Annotated in this window: 12 protein-coding genes and 1 pseudogene; all 13 read right to left on the bottom strand. The window is 58.1% G+C overall.

All coding sequences use genetic code 11. From position 1 onward, the window contains the following. Window positions 1-67: 67 nt before the first annotated feature. The 13 genes and pseudogenes from RAN89_RS07125 to RAN89_RS07070 all read right to left on the bottom strand — a co-directional run bounded on the left by RAN89_RS07125 (window position 68) and on the right by RAN89_RS07070 (window position 14,207). On the bottom strand, window positions 68-781 hold the full coding sequence (locus tag RAN89_RS07125) for an MlaA family lipoprotein (protein ID WP_313868913.1): 714 nt from the start codon (window positions 779-781) through the stop codon (window positions 68-70). After that, window positions 778-1,257 (bottom strand): outer membrane lipid asymmetry maintenance protein MlaD, encoded by a 480-nt coding sequence (mlaD, locus tag RAN89_RS07120; protein WP_313868912.1) that lies wholly within the window; start codon window positions 1,255-1,257, stop codon window positions 778-780. The genes RAN89_RS07125 and mlaD overlap by 4 nt, the downstream gene beginning before the upstream one ends. Before the next feature lie 10 nt (window positions 1,258-1,267). Then, complete coding sequence (gene mlaE, locus RAN89_RS07115) at window positions 1,268-2,050, bottom strand: lipid asymmetry maintenance ABC transporter permease subunit MlaE (RefSeq protein ID WP_313868911.1); 783 nt, start codon at window positions 2,048-2,050, stop codon at window positions 1,268-1,270. Further along, the gene (locus RAN89_RS07110) at window positions 2,047-2,886 is read right to left on the bottom strand and encodes an ABC transporter ATP-binding protein (RefSeq protein ID WP_313868910.1); all 840 of its coding nucleotides are present in this window, start codon (window positions 2,884-2,886) and stop codon (window positions 2,047-2,049) included. The genes mlaE and RAN89_RS07110 overlap by 4 nt, the downstream gene beginning before the upstream one ends. A 57-nt stretch (window positions 2,887-2,943) precedes the next feature. Continuing rightward, the gene (locus tag RAN89_RS07105) at window positions 2,944-4,410 is read right to left on the bottom strand and encodes a glutamate synthase subunit beta (protein ID WP_313868909.1); all 1,467 of its coding nucleotides are present in this window, start codon (window positions 4,408-4,410) and stop codon (window positions 2,944-2,946) included. Window positions 4,411-4,444: 34 nt separating this feature from the next. After that, on the bottom strand, window positions 4,445-9,235 hold the full coding sequence (locus tag RAN89_RS07100; protein WP_313868908.1) for a glutamate synthase-related protein: 4,791 nt from the start codon (window positions 9,233-9,235) through the stop codon (window positions 4,445-4,447). A 177-nt stretch (window positions 9,236-9,412) separates the two neighbouring features. Beyond that, window positions 9,413-10,108, bottom strand: coding sequence for a transposase (locus tag RAN89_RS07095; protein WP_313868907.1), 696 nt, complete (start codon window positions 10,106-10,108; stop codon window positions 9,413-9,415). 36 nt (window positions 10,109-10,144) lie between these two features. Then, window positions 10,145-10,921: an oxygen-binding di-iron domain-containing protein gene (locus tag RAN89_RS07090; protein WP_313868906.1), complete on the bottom strand. Its 777-nt coding sequence runs from the start codon at window positions 10,919-10,921 to the stop codon at window positions 10,145-10,147. Window positions 10,922-11,012: 91 nt separating this feature from the next. Then, a complete protein-coding gene (locus RAN89_RS07085; RefSeq protein ID WP_313868905.1) occupies window positions 11,013-11,480 on the bottom strand; it encodes a hypothetical protein in 468 nt (155 codons plus the stop codon). A 46-nt stretch (window positions 11,481-11,526) separates the two neighbouring features. Next, window positions 11,527-11,844 carry a hypothetical protein gene (locus RAN89_RS18620; RefSeq protein WP_428984511.1) on the bottom strand — a complete coding sequence of 106 codons (318 nt, stop codon included), beginning with the start codon at window positions 11,842-11,844 and terminating at the stop codon, window positions 11,527-11,529. A gap of 81 nt (window positions 11,845-11,925) precedes the next feature. Next, window positions 11,926-12,242: pseudogene (locus RAN89_RS18615) on the bottom strand (class I SAM-dependent methyltransferase); the annotation flags it as partial. A 215-nt stretch (window positions 12,243-12,457) separates the two neighbouring features. Continuing rightward, on the bottom strand, window positions 12,458-13,042 hold the full coding sequence (locus RAN89_RS07075) for a DUF1415 domain-containing protein (RefSeq protein WP_313868904.1): 585 nt from the start codon (window positions 13,040-13,042) through the stop codon (window positions 12,458-12,460). Beyond that, window positions 13,035-14,207 carry a deoxyguanosinetriphosphate triphosphohydrolase gene (locus tag RAN89_RS07070; RefSeq protein WP_313868903.1) on the bottom strand — a complete coding sequence of 391 codons (1,173 nt, stop codon included), beginning with the start codon at window positions 14,205-14,207 and terminating at the stop codon, window positions 13,035-13,037. Before RAN89_RS07070 ends, RAN89_RS07075 begins: the two co-directional genes overlap by 8 nt. Window positions 14,208-14,256: the final 49 nt, after the last annotated feature.

Below are 14,256 nucleotides of genomic sequence, written 5' to 3'. Positions count from 1 at the left end.
TCATTCCCATCAAACAAGTGCAAATTATGCACATCACCCGATCAGTCTGCACCTGCAGCCCCTAACCCTACGGCTCCTGGGGCTCTTCGTCCGGCGGATTGCCGTCATAGACCTGGTAACGCTGTCGCTGCAAGTAACTGTCACGAATGAAAGAGTACCGGTCCAGTGCCGCACCATTGACGACACCCTCTGAATCCAAAAACGTGGAACGTGTGTCCACAAGATCGACCACAGTCAGGCCGGTTCGCGTACCTTCATCAGCCACCTGATTCACCAAGTTCCCCTGGCGATCCACAGGAAGTGCCGCCACTTCCCGCAAAGTGAAGGGGCCGAGCAAGGGCAACACCACATAAGGACCAGCCCCTACGCCCCAATGCCCCAAGGTGATGTTGAAGTTCGCAGGATGCTTCTCAATATTCAAATCGCTGGCCACATCAATCAGCCCACCCAAACCAAGGGTCGTATTTACCATGACCCGACCTACGCTATCCCCGAAGGCTTGGCGTCTTAACGTCAGCGCGTTGTTAACCGCCGACCAGACATCGTCAAGATTGGCAAAGAAATTGTTAATGCCTGTACGCGTCCACGATGGCAAGGTTTGTTTGTATGCCACTGCAACCGGCTTGACGACCGCGCGATCCACCGCATCGTTGAACCCGAACACCGACCGGTTCATGGACTCCCAAGGGTCACGGGGATCCGGGCTGGCCACCGTAGCGCAGCCTTGCAGTGTGGCGAAAAGGGCCAGCAACGCCAGCCAGCGGAGCGATAAGCGCATCATTTGGCTGATTTGTCAGTGGGGCCGTCCGCCGCCTTGCTGTAAAGAAACTGGCTGATCAGGTTTTCCAGCACTACGGCACTTTGGGTGGTGCCGATCACGTCGCCAGCAGCCAAGTTGGCTGCATCAGCACCTGCTTCGATGCCGATGTACTGCTCACCTAACAAGCCGCTGGTCAAAATTTTGAGGGAACTGTCTTTGGGAAAGGCAAAGCGCTTGTCCATGGACAGCTGGACTTTGGCCTGAAAGGTTTTGTCATCGAAGCCAATGGACTCCACACGCCCCACCACCACACCGGCGCTTTTGACTGCTGCTTTGGGCTTGAGACCGCCGATGTTGTCAAACTTGGCCGTCACAGAGTAGCCTTTGTCCACGGTGAAAGACAGGAGGTTTGCAGACTGCAGCGCCAAAAACACCAGCGCCAAAGCCCCCAGCAGCACAAACAGGCCTACCCACACATCATTTTTGGAGCGTTGCATTTTTCTTCCCCTAGATACTGAACATCATGGCGGTAAGGACAAAGTCCAACGCCAGCACGGTGAGCGATGCCACCACCACGGTACGCGTCGTGGCCCGGGCAACACCCTCGGGTGTTGGCTGCGCCTCAAAGCCCTGCAGCAAAGCAATGAAACTCACGGCAAAACCGAACACCACGCTCTTGATGACGCCATTGCCCACGTCGACCCAGACATCGACACCGCTTTGCATTTGGCTCCAAAACGCGCCGGAGTCAATGCCGATCATGGGCACGCTGACCACCCAGCCTCCCAATACGCCGACCGCACTGAACACCGCTGCCAGTATGGGCATGGCGATCACCGCACCCCAGAATCGCGGCGCAAGAATGCGCGACACGGGGTCCACCGCCATCATCTCCATCGCGCTGAGTTGTTCACCCGCCTTCATCAGGCCGATTTCGGCGGTCAAGGAAGTTCCAGCCCTTCCCGCAAACAGCAAAGCAGTCAGCACCGGCCCGAACTCCCGTACCAGGCTCAGGCTAATCAGCATGCCTACCGAGTCAGCTGCACCGAAGCGCTGCAAGCCATAGTAGTACTGCAAGCCCATAACAAAGCCGACAAACACGCCGGATACCGCGATGATGGCCAGCGAATAGTTGCCCATGAAGTGGATCTGGTCACGCAGCAATGCCGGCCTGCGCAACACCGCGCCCAGCGAGGCCACGAGTCGCCCCATCAGGCGCGCACCCGCACCCCAATCCGCCAACTTGCTACGGACAGCGAAACCCAGCTCGGCGGGATGCAAAAACTTCATCGCGCTACCTCTGTGGAGAAGTCAGCCTCTACCGGCACTGCGGGGTAATGGAAGCGTACAGGTCCTTCAGGCAAAGCATTCACAAACTGGTGCACCAATGGATCCGTACTGGCACGCACCTCTTGCGGCGTGCCCTGGGCAGCAATCTTGCCGTTGGCCAACACAATGACCTGATCGGCAATGTGAAAGGTTTCCTCCAGATCGTGCGACACGATGATGCTGGTCAGCCCCATGGCATCGTTCAGTTGGCGGATGAGCCGCGCAGCAGTACCCAGGGAAATCGGATCCAGGCCGGCGAAGGGTTCGTCATACATCACCAACTCGGGGTCCAAGGCAATGGCACGCGCCAGTGCGACGCGCCGCGCCATGCCACCGGAGATTTCAGAGGGCATCAAATCCCGCGCGCCCCGCAAGCCCACCGCGTTGAGCTTCATCAGGACGATGTCGCGAACCAATGCTTCCGACAGACCGGTGTGCTCCCGCAAGGGGAAAGCCACATTGTCAAACACACTCAAATCCGTGAACAAGGCACCGAACTGGAACAACATGCCCATACGGCGGCGGGCGGCATACAAGGCCTCAGAGCCCAGATTAGAAATGTCCTGTGGCACATCACCCGCGTCGGGGCCGTGGAGCAGCACCTGCCCGCTTTGCACCCGGATTTGCCCGCCGATAAGACGAAGCACCGTCGTTTTGCCGCCACCAGACGCGCCCATGAGGGCCGTCACCTTGCCGCGTGGCACTGTCAAAGACACGCCATCGAGGATGCGCCGCTCCCCGTATCCGAAGGAGACGTTTTTCAGTTCAACCAGAGCAGAGGAAGGAGTGGTAGCCATAAAAGCAACAAGGCCGGGATGTGCCCGGCCTTGGAATGATAAGGGGGAAAACCCTTATCAGCGTGGCAGGTCGGTAAAGCCCATCAAGAACTCGTCCACCGCACGTGCGGCTTGGCGGCCTTCGCGGATGGCCCACACCACCAGGGATTGACCGCGGCGGATATCGCCAGCTGCGAACACCTTGGGCACATTGGTGGCGTAGCCACCAGCGATGTCGGTCGTGGCTTTGGCGTTGCCGCGGGCGTCTTTGTCAATGCCAAAAGACTCCAATACGGTAGCGACCGGATTGACGAAACCCATGGCCAGCAACACGAGGTCGGCCTTGAGCACTTTCTCCGTGCCGGGTACGTCCACCAACTTGCCATCCTTGAACTCGACTTGCACGGTCTTTAGACCCGTGACTTTGCCCTTTTCGCCGATGAACTCTTTGGTGGAGATGGAGAACACGCGCTCGCAACCTTCTTCATGGCTGGAGCTGGTGCGCAGTTTCAGGGGCCAGTAAGGCCAGGTGAGCGGGCGATTTTCTTCAGCCGGAGGCTGGGGCATCACCTCGAACTGGGTCACGCTGACCGCGCCATGGCGATTGGAGGTACCCACGCAGTCGGAGCCGGTGTCACCACCGCCGATGACGATGACGTGCTTGCCGTCAGCACGCAGCTGATTTTTGAGTTTGTCACCGGCATTCACCTTGTTTTGCTGGGGCAGGAACTCCATGGCGAAGTGGATACCGTCCAAGTCGCGGCCGGGCACAGGCAAGTCGCGGGACTGTTCGGCACCACCGGTCAGCAGCACGGCGTCGAAGTCCTTCTTGAGCTGCTCGGGGGAGATGGTTTCCTTGGCCCAGTTGGTGACCTTGGAGCCCTTGGGCATTTCACCTACCAACACACCGGTGCGGATGGTCACACCCTCGGCGACCAACTGCTCTGCACGGCGGTCGATATGGGACTTTTCCATCTTGAAGTCTGGAATGCCGTAGCGCAGCAAGCCACCAATGCGGTCGTTCTTTTCAAACAAGGTCACATCGTGGCCAGCACGGGCCAGCTGTTGGGCAGCGGCCATGCCGGCAGGGCCGGAGCCCACGATGGCGACCTTCTTGCCGGTCTTGACAGCCGCTGGCTGGGGCTTGACCCATCCTTCGTGCCAGGCGCGGTCAATGATGGCGTGCTCGATCGACTTGATGCCCACCGCTTCTTCGTTGACATTCAAGGTGCAAGCTGCTTCGCAAGGTGCGGGGCAGATGCGGCCAGTGAACTCGGGGAAGTTGTTGGTGCTGTGCAGCGTATCGATCGCGGCCTTCCAGTCCTTGCGGAAGACGAGGTCGTTGAAGTCCGGAATGATGTTGTTGACCGGGCAGCCGTTATTGCAGAACGGCGTACCGCAGTCCATGCAGCGCGCAGCTTGCTTGTTAGCCTGTGCATCGTCCAGACCGATAACGAACTCTTTGTAGTTCTTCAGGCGCTCAGTAACGGGCTTGTAGCCCTCTTCGATGCGCTCAAACTCCATGAAGCCAGTGACTTTTCCCATGATGTACGTCCTTGTGCGTTAGATCAGGCTCGCCTTACTTGGCAGCCGCTGCTTCTTTTTTGGTAGCTGCTGGCGCAGACTTGGCGGGCGCTACAGCCGATTTTTGCAAAACCCCAAGTCCGCGTGCATGAATCTCACCCAAGGCACGCTTGTACTCGTTGGGGAACACCTTCACGAACTTGGCGCGGGAGACGTCCCAGTTGTCCAACAGTTCGCGGGCGCGCTTGCTGCCGGTCCAGCGGTTGTGGTCTTCCAGCAGCTTTTTCAGCTGGGCCTCATCGGTTTCACCACGGTGCCAGATGCCCTTGTCGAGGGTGGCTTCCTGCTCGGCGGCAGTCAGCACCTTCTCCAGGCTCACCATGGCGGTGTTGCAGCGCTTGGCGAATTGGCCATCTTCGTCGTAGACGTATGCGATACCGCCGCTCATGCCGGCTGCAAAGTTGCGGCCGGTCTTGCCCAGCACAGCCACCGTACCGCCGGTCATGTACTCGCAACCGTGGTCGCCGGTACCTTCCACCACGGCAGTGGCGCCCGACAGCCGGACCGCAAAGCGCTCACCCGCTACGCCGCTCAGGAACGCTTCGCCGGTGGTCGCACCGTACATCACCGTGTTGCCCACGATAGTGTTGCGGATAGCTTCGCCACGGAAGTCGATACTCGGACGCACCACCACGCGGCCGCCGGACAGGCCCTTGCCGGTGTAGTCGTTGGCGTCACCGATCAGGTACAGGGTGATGCCCTTGGCCAGAAAAGCGCCGAAGGACTGACCGCCGGTACCTTCCAGTTGGATGCGGATGGTGTCGTCCGGCAAGCCTTCGGGATGTACCTTGGTGACCGCGCCGGAGAGCATGGCGCCCACCGAGCGGTTCACGTTGCGGGCCACTTCCATGAACTGCACGCGTTCGCCTTTGTCGATGGCGGCACGGCTCTTGGCGATCAGCACGTTGTCCAAAGCTTTTTCCAGACCATGCTCCTGGGTCAGCACCTGGAATCGAGGCACGTCAGCAGGAACCTGCGGCTGCGCAAACAAACGACCAAAGTCCAAACCTTGTGCCTTCCAGTGTTCGATGCCCTTGCGGGTGTCGAGCAGATCAGAACGGCCGATCATGTCGTCAAACTTGCGGATACCCAGCTGGGCCATGATCTGGCGCACTTCTTCAGCGATGAAGAAGAAGTAGTTCACCACGTGCTCCGGCTTGCCGGAGAACTTGGCGCGCAACACGGGGTCTTGGGTCGCCACGCCCACGGGGCAGGTATTCAGGTGGCACTTGCGCATCATGATGCAGCCTTCGACCACCAACGGTGCAGTGGCAAAGCCGAATTCATCCGCACCCAACAAGGCGCCAATAGCGACGTCGCGGCCAGTCTTCATTTGGCCGTCAGCCTGCACGCGGATGCGGCTGCGCAGACGGTTCAGAACCAGGGTCTGCTGGGTTTCGGCCAAACCGATTTCCCATGGGGAACCCGCATGCTTGATGGAAGACCAGGGCGATGCACCGGTACCACCGTCGTGACCAGCGATCACCACATGGTCCGCCTTGCACTTGGCGACGCCCGCGGCGATGGTGCCCACACCGATCTCAGACACCAGCTTCACCGAGATGTCGGAGTGCGGAGCCACGTTCTTCAAGTCGTGGATCAGCTGGGCCAAGTCCTCGATGGAGTAAATGTCGTGGTGCGGAGGGGGCGAAATCAGGCCCACGCCGGGCACAGAGTGACGCAGCTTACCGATGTAGTCAGACACTTTGCCGCCTGGCAACTGGCCGCCCTCACCGGGTTTGGCGCCCTGAGCCATCTTGATCTGGATCTGGTCGGCACTGGACAGGTACTCGGCAGTGACACCGAACCGGCCGGACGCTACTTGCTTGATGCGGCTACGCAGGGAGTCGCCGGCCTGCAAGGGCAGGTCCACTTCCACGTTCTCGGCACCGATCACACTCTTGAGGCTGTCGCCCTGCTTGATCGGGATACCCTTGAGTTCGTTGCGGTAACGTGCCGCGTCTTCACCACCTTCACCGGTGTTGCTCTTGCCACCGATGCGGTTCATGGCCACAGCCAGCGTCGCGTGCGCTTCGGTGGAGATGGAGCCCAAAGACATGGCGCCGGTTGCAAAGCGTTTGACGATTTCCTTGGCGGGCTCGACTTCTTCCAGCGGAATGGCCTTGGCAGGGTCCACTTTGAATTCGAACAAGCCGCGCAGCGTCAGGTGGCGCTTGGACTGGTCGTTGATGATCTGGGCGTACTCTTTGTAGGTGTTCCAGTTGTTCGCACGGGTAGAGTGTTGCAACTTTGCAATCGCGTCCGGTGTCCACATGTGCTCTTCACCACGGGTACGCCAGGCGTATTCACCGCCAGCGTCCAGCGCGTTGGCCAGTACCGGGCTGTCACCAAACGCCAGCTTGTGCATGCGGATGGCTTCTTCAGCGATCTCGAACACACCGATACCTTCCACCTTGCTGGGGGTGCGGGTGAAATATTTGTCGATGGTTTCGGTGTTCAGGCCGATGGCTTCGAACAACTGGGCACCGCAGTAAGACATGTAGGTCGACACGCCCATTTTGGACATGATCTTGGACAGGCCCTTGCCGATCGCCTTGATGTAGTTGTAGATCGCTTTGTCAGCGCTCAGGTCACCCGGCAGGTCTTTATGGATGACCTGCAATGTTTCCATAGCGAGATAGGGGTGAACAGCTTCTGCACCGTAACCCGCCAACACCGCGAAGTGGTGGACTTCGCGAGCCGTGCCGGTTTCCACCACCAGCCCGGCGGTGGTACGCAAACCTTCGCGCACCAGATGCTGGTGGATGGCCGAGAGTGCCAACAAGGCAGGAATCGCCACTTGCGTGGGACTGATGCTGCGGTCGCTGATGATCAGGATGTTCTTGCCGCTCTTGATGGCATCCACCGCTTCGGCGCACAAGGATGCCAGCTTGGCTTCCACGCCCTCATGACCCCATGACAAGGGGTAGGTGATATCCAAGGTGTAGCTGCGGAACTTACCTTGGGTGTGGTGCTCGATGTCGCGCACCTTGGCCATGTCGGCGAAGTCCAGAATGGGCTGGCTCACCTCGAGGCGCATCGGCGGGTTCACCTGGTTGATGTCCAACAGGTTGGGCTTGGGTCCGATGAAGGACACCAATGACATCACGATGGCTTCGCGGATTGGGTCAATAGGCGGGTTCGTCACCTGCGCAAACAGCTGCTTGAAGTAGCTGTACAGCGGCTTGTTTTTGTCCGACAACACCGCCAATGGGCTGTCGTTGCCCATGGAGCCGATGGCCTCTTCGCCGGCGCTTGCCATGGGGGCAATCAGGAACTTCAGGTCTTCCTGCGTAAACCCGAAGGCTTGCTGGCGGTCCAGCAGACTCACTTGGTCGGTGACACGCTTGGGCTCTACGCCTGCCACTACCGCGGACAAGGCTTTGTCGGTGCGACGCTCGTCAAACGACACATCGTCCAGCTTGATGCGCAGGTTCTCAATCCACTGCTTGTAGGGCTTGCTGTTGGCGAGGCTGGCTTTGAGCTCTTCGTCATCAATCATGCGGCCTTGTTCCAGGTCGATCAGGAACATCTTGCCGGGCTGCAGGCGCCACTTACGCACGATTTTGTTCTCAGGTACCGGCAACACGCCGGACTCGGAGCCCATGATGACCAAGTCGTCATCAGTGATGCAGTAGCGGGATGGACGCAGGCCGTTGCGGTCCAGTGTGGCGCCAATCTGGCGACCGTCGGTGAACACAATAGAAGCCGGGCCATCCCATGGTTCCATCATGGCGGCGTGGTATTCGTAGAAGGCTTTGCGGCGCTCGTCCATGGTGGTGTGCTGCTCCCATGGCTCGGGAATCATCATCATCACGGCTTGGCTGATTGGGTAGCCTGCCATGGTCAACAACTCAAGGCAGTTGTCGAAGGTGGCCGTATCGGACTGGTCTGCAAAGCTGATGGGGTACAGCTTTTGCAGGTCGGCAGCCAGCACGGGAGACGACATGACGCCTTCGCGCGCCTTCATCCAGTTGTAGTTGCCTTTGACCGTGTTGATTTCACCGTTGTGCGCCACGTAGCGGTAAGGGTGAGCCAATGGCCACTCGGGGAAGGTGTTGGTGGAGAAGCGCTGGTGCACCAGTCCCAAAGCTGACACGCAGCGGGCGTCTTCCAGGTCCTTGAAATACACGCCCACCTGGTCAGCCAGCAGCAGGCCCTTGTAGACCACGGTGCGGCTGGACATGCTGGGCACGTAATACTCTTTGGAGTGCTTCAGGCCCAGGGCCTGGATGTTGGCACTGGCAGTTTTGCGGATCACGTACAGCTTGCGTTCCAGCGCGTCCTGCACGATCACGTCGTTGCCGCGGCCAATGAATACCTGGCGCAGGATAGGTTCTTTTTCACGCACGGTGGGCGACATGGGCATGTCACGGTTCACCGGCACATCGCGCCAACCCAACAATACTTGGCCTTCGGCCTTGATGGCGCGTTCCATCTCTTGCTCGCAAGCGAGTCGGGAAGCATGCTCCTTGGGCAGGAAGATCATGCCAACACCGTACTCGCCCTGCGGGGGCAAGGCCACGCCTTGCTTGGCCATTTCTTCACGGTAAAGCGCATCGGGCAGCTGAATCAAGATGCCGGCGCCGTCACCCATCAGGGGGTCCGCACCCACCGCGCCCCGGTGGTCGAGGTTTTCAAGGATCTTGAGTGCGTTCTTGACGATGTCGTGGCTCTTTTCGCCACGAATGTGCGCCACAAAGCCGACGCCGCAGGCATCGTGCTCGTTGGCGTTGGAATACAAACCGTGGTCTTTGAGGTGTTGGATTTCGGCTGCCGTAGTCATGGCGCACTCCTGAAAATTACAGTGGACTTGGAGAATACTGCAACGCAACAAAAGTGCCAAGAAATTTAAATGGGGTCAGACACTGTTTTCGTAGCTCATTAAACAAGTAAACATAAAATGGGGTCATATCAAATTCATAGCACATCGCGCAAATACAGCATTTGCCAGCACCGATATTTAGTCTGAAGCAGTTACCTTACGGGGGCGTCCTGGCGTTTTGCGCACCAAACGTCGCGTGGTACTTTTTTGCAATTCCGCAACGAAATCATCGTCCGCCAACGCCCATCCACGGGTCACCGAGTCGGTGATTTGCTGGAGTTGCACTGAATTGAGGCCCTCCCGGGCCGCCGCTTGGTAGGCTGCCTCGCGCGCAAAGGGCGTATTGCCCAATGCCCAATAGGCGGGGTGGGTCACGATACGCTTGTCGGTGATGACGCCGCTGTAATGCGAGTAGCTGGACCACGGATAGCCTGAAGGCGGCAATCCGATACCGGCGCGCGACGGATGCAGGTCCATAAAGGTCAGTACCGCCAAGGCGTGGCGTGGCTGCAAAACCGCGGATTTGAAGCGCCCCTCCCACAAGGTACCTTTGCGGTCGTATTTGCGGTTGAAGTAGCGCACATAAGTACGCCCCAAAGACTGCATCATGAGCGCCAAGCCCTGCTCGTTGGCAGGCGTCAACAACAGATGGAAGTGATCTTGCAACAGCACATAGCCATGCACAGCGACCTGATGTTGCCGTGCCGCGAGGTGTATCGCATTCAGCAGCTCTTCGTAATCCTCCGTGGCCGAGCAGATGGACTGGCCATGCGCACCGCGCTGCAAAACGTGGTGCAGATATCCGGCAATTGCCAAGCGGGGAAGTCGTGCCATGGGCCGCGATGGTAGCGGATCACAGCACCAAACCGCTTACAGACCCGTCACCGGCAATTGGTATTGAGGCGTGCCCATGAGATCAATGCCGCATGACAGGTTATCCAGCCAATCCAACAACTGGGCAATGGCAGCCCCTTGCAAGGGCGCGCCATGCTGCGGAACGATCATTGAAATCTCCAGCCCACGAACCATGCGCACCCACAGCTTGAGGATTTTGTTGCTGACCATGTAGCGGCGGTGAAACGCCTCCATGCCATGAGGCATAGGCATCAAGTTGGTGATGGGTTTGCGCGCGTCCTGTCCACTGAGCATGGAAACACCTAGGTCGCCGGAAAACAGGATCTTGCTCACGGGGTCATAAAACTGAAAATTGCCCTCGGCATGCAGAAAGTGCGCGGGTAACAGCCACAGCTCGGTTTTGCCGAAGCGGAGTTTGCCCCCCTCATCCGGAATGGGAATGATGCGATCCTCCGTCTTGCCGATTTTGCAGAAGTGGGGGGCGAAACGGGCCCAAAGCTGAGAAATCAACAACTTGGCCTGGGTGGAGGTCATCCAGCGGTCCAGGGAGGCAATGATGTCCGGGTCGGCGTGGGAGGCGATGATGTAGTCGAGGTGCTGAGGCGCTATGTACTTGCGCATCGTCAGATTCAACTCGTTGTAGGTCATATTGCCGCCCGGGTCCAGGATCACCCCTTCTCCATGGTCGACGATAAGAAACTGATTGGCCTGCACCGCTTCGGTTTCGTCGGACACGAGATCCGTGAACATCACACAGCAGTGATGGGCGTCTTTGTAGAGTTCAACAGCCATGGCGGGGCCCTTATGCAAAGTGGGCGCCTATGCGCCCACATGAACCCCGATTGTCAAATCAGCCCGACAACCGGGCTTTGATTCACATCAATTATTTGGGCGCTTTGGTCACTCGAACTTTGCCACCGGTGGTGACAATAATCACGGCATCACCCGCTGCCAATTGCTCTCCACCCTTGGCTTGAACGATGGCACGGCGATCGCCGCCTTTGAGCTGAACAAGGATTTCGACCGCATCTTCTTTGGTTGCCAAACGCTCCAATGCATTGCCCGCTGCGGCGCCCGCCACACCGGCCAATACACCCAGAACTTGGGCTTCGCGCTGCACACCACTGCCGCCGTAGCCGCCAATGGCGCCCACTACGCCGCCTACCGCTGCACCTACCCCGGACTGATTTCCATCCACCACCACATTGCGCACGGATAGGATGACCCCGTCTTGCACCTGGGCCATTCGCTGCGCATCACCGCGCTGGATGACATCTGGGCTGCTGCTCGCGCATGCACCCAAAGTGGCTACTACCAGGGCAATGCTTGCCCATTTCATGATCTGTTGCATATTTCTCTCCGGTTCTGGAACGGTTCACCTCAGCCCAGCTAACGCTTTAGACCACCGCTCCGTTGTCAGCCGTATTGTCAACCGGCAAGGTAAACCGCGTGTCAAGCAGGGATGTGAGCCCGAATTCGCCCAAAATCGCGCGCAAACGCTCCGCAGCAGCACGTTTTTTCTGACCCGTGTAGCGCGCCAGAATCAACTCATTTTTCATGCTGTGCTCCCAGCCCACCAGTTCAGTCACGGTCACCTGGTAGCCGTGAGCCTCCAGATACAGGCAACGCAGCACATTGGTGAGCTGGCTACCCATCTCACGGGTGTGCAAAGGATGGCGCCAGAGCTCGGCCAGCGGTGTGCGCGTCAGGTTCATGGCCTTGTTTTGGTTCAAGTGGCGGGCAAGCTCAGCCTGGCAGCACGGTACAAGTACAAACGCCCTCACCTTCTTCTCCAGTCCGAACGCAATGGCATCGTCCGTCGCGGTATCGCAAGCATGTAAAGCAGTGACGACATCGAAGCTGGGGGAAGCTCTTGCAAGCTGGTGGATTCCGCCACACTCACATTCAGAAAACTCATGCGTTCAAAGTGAAGCTTGGTGGCCAAGGCTCTGGATTTCTCCACCAGTTCAGCGCGGGTTTCAATTCCGTACAAGTGACTGTGCGGGAGGTTCTTGAAGTACAGGTCGTACAAAATGAACCCGAGATAAGACTTTCCTGCGCCATGGTCCGCCAACGTGAAACTGCGCCCTTCTGTTACCTGCAGTTCATTCATCAGTTTTTCAATGAACTGGTACAGGTGATAAACCTGCTTGAGCTTGCGGCGGGAGTCCTGGTTCAACCTTCCGTCGCGCGTGAGGATATGCAGCTCTTTGAGCAATTCCGCCGACTGACCGGGGCGGATTTCAGGCGCGATTTGCCCGGAGGGTTCGGCGCCGGCGACATGCGCAGGCTGTGCTTTGTTTTTTTTCATTGAATGTTTTTGCCCCATCACAAGGGCGCAATGTGAGGACCGACTTGCAGTGCTGCCCACCCTTCGGGGCCCAGCCGCTGCAGTGTGGCAATGTTCTTTTCGTAAATCTGCTCAGCAGCGGGGAATGCTTCTACCGCCTTATCGATACTGGCTTCACGCAGGAGATGAAGTGTCGGATACGGTGCCCGGTTGGTGAAGTTGCCGATGTCATCGGGCTCCGCGTCTGCAAACTGGAATTGAGGGTGGAAGCTGGCAATTTGCAGCTCCCCATCGAGCTTCAATTTGCGGAGTGCTTTGTCCGCGGAATACAAAAAATCGTTGAAGTTCACAAATTCCCGGAATGCATCCGGAAGGATCAGGAGCGTCGTGTCGCGCACCTGCGGGTCCGCTTGAGCGAGTCCCAGAAGCTCTTCGCGCAGCACATCCAGCACATCAGCTGGCTCGGTCGCACGACAAACCACATAGTGCACCTGATTCTTGACGTGCACGGCTTTGGCGAAAGGACACAGGTTGAGACCGATGACGGCCCGCTCCAACCACCGTTGCATAGACTTGACCACTGCGTCATCTGCACTGGGTTGCTGATTGCTCAATTCAGACATGGAACAACCTCTGCCCAGTGAGCCGCTCATGCTCCCGCAAGGCAAATCGGTCTGTCATACCCGCGATGTAGTCACTGACCTGGCGTTGAAGAGAGATGTCATTGATTGCCTCGTCATCCTGGTGCATTTCGGCGGGTGAAGCGACATAGGCATTGAACAACTCCCCCACAACACACTTGGCCTTCCCCATGGTGTCCATCACTTGCTCATGCCGATACAGGTGCTTGAACAAGAAGTGCTTGAGCTCCTGGGTTTGCGCGCGCATCTCGGCACTGAACAGCACTAGCGCCGGCGCTGCACGTACATCGTTCACGCTTTGGGGCCTTAGATCTTCCAATTGAGCGCGGGTTGCAGCCAACACGTCGTACACCATGTCACTGAGCATGAGTCGTATGGTCTCGTAGAGCCAACGCCGCTGTTTATTGGCATGCGCGAAATCCGACTGTTGACTTGCCGCTTGGTCCGCATACTTCCGAAACAAGGGCACTTCCAACATCTGGTCCATGCTGAGCAGTCCCGATCGGACTCCGTCATCAATATCGTGGCAGTTGTAGGCAATCTCGTCAGCCAAATTGCACAGTTGCGCTTCCAGGCTCGGTTGCCCACCTTGCAAGAATCGCTTGGCGACCCCGCCACTTTGCCCGGGGAAGTCAGCTTCCCATAGCTCCAAGGACATCGCATTGTTTTTGGAGCAATGCTTCAAAATGCCTTCGCGGGACTCAAAACAGAGATTCAACCCGTCAAAACCCGGGTATCGGGCCTCCAGATGATCCACTACGCGCAGACTCTGGAGATTGTGCTCAAAGCCACCGTATGAGGCCATGCATTCATGTAGCGCGTCTTGTCCGGCGTGGCCGAAAGGCGTGTGGCCCAAGTCATGCGCCAAAGCAATGGTTTCCACCAGATCCTCATTCAAGCCTAGGGTTCGCGCCATGGACCTGCCCAGCTGAGCGACTTCCAGCGAGTGGGTCAAGCGGGTTCTGAACAGGTCTCCTTCATGATTAATGAAGACTTGGGTTTTGTAGACCAGCCGACGAAAGGCCGTGGAGTGAACGATGCGGTCTCTGTCGCGCTGAAACGGCGTACGCGTGGGGGCTGCCGCCTCAGCAAACCGCCGGCCTCGACTCTGGTCCGGTTGGCAAGCATATGGTTGTAACTTAGACATCAAATCATTCGCCAACGCCCGCTCAATATGCGCGAACAGCTATGTTTTC

The organism is Rhodoferax mekongensis, from assembly GCF_032191775.1.
In the GTDB taxonomy this organism is placed as follows: Bacteria; Pseudomonadota; Gammaproteobacteria; order Burkholderiales; family Burkholderiaceae_C; genus Allorhodoferax; species Allorhodoferax mekongensis.
Note: the sequence above shows the minus strand (reverse complement) of the source record. Positions and strands in the feature narration are given on the sequence as shown.

Bases quoted from the DNA above. Each gene is read 5' to 3' on its own strand.
- RAN89_RS07125 (WP_313868913.1), bottom strand. From the start codon at position 781: ATGATGCGCTTATCGCTCCGCTGGCTGGCGTTGCTGGCCCTTTTCGCC.
- mlaD (WP_313868912.1), bottom strand. From the start codon at position 1,257: ATGCAACGCTCCAAAAATGATGTGTGGGTAGGCCTGTTTGTGCTGCTG.
- mlaE (WP_313868911.1), bottom strand. From the start codon at position 2,050: ATGAAGTTTTTGCATCCCGCCGAGCTGGGTTTCGCTGTCCGTAGCAAG.
- RAN89_RS07110 (WP_313868910.1), bottom strand. From the start codon at position 2,886: ATGGCTACCACTCCTTCCTCTGCTCTGGTTGAACTGAAAAACGTCTCC.
- RAN89_RS07105 (WP_313868909.1), bottom strand. From the start codon at position 4,410: ATGGGAAAAGTCACTGGCTTCATGGAGTTTGAGCGCATCGAAGAGGGC.
- RAN89_RS07100 (WP_313868908.1), bottom strand. From the start codon at position 9,235: ATGACTACGGCAGCCGAAATCCAACACCTCAAAGACCACGGTTTGTAT.
- RAN89_RS07095 (WP_313868907.1), bottom strand. From the start codon at position 10,108: ATGGCACGACTTCCCCGCTTGGCAATTGCCGGATATCTGCACCACGTT.
- RAN89_RS07090 (WP_313868906.1), bottom strand. From the start codon at position 10,921: ATGGCTGTTGAACTCTACAAAGACGCCCATCACTGCTGTGTGATGTTC.
- RAN89_RS07085 (WP_313868905.1), bottom strand. From the start codon at position 11,480: ATGCAACAGATCATGAAATGGGCAAGCATTGCCCTGGTAGTAGCCACT.
- RAN89_RS18620 (WP_428984511.1), bottom strand. From the start codon at position 11,844: ATGAACCTGACGCGCACACCGCTGGCCGAGCTCTGGCGCCATCCTTTG.
- RAN89_RS07075 (WP_313868904.1), bottom strand. From the start codon at position 13,042: ATGTCTGAATTGAGCAATCAGCAACCCAGTGCAGATGACGCAGTGGTC.
- RAN89_RS07070 (WP_313868903.1), bottom strand. From the start codon at position 14,207: ATGTCTAAGTTACAACCATATGCTTGCCAACCGGACCAGAGTCGAGGC.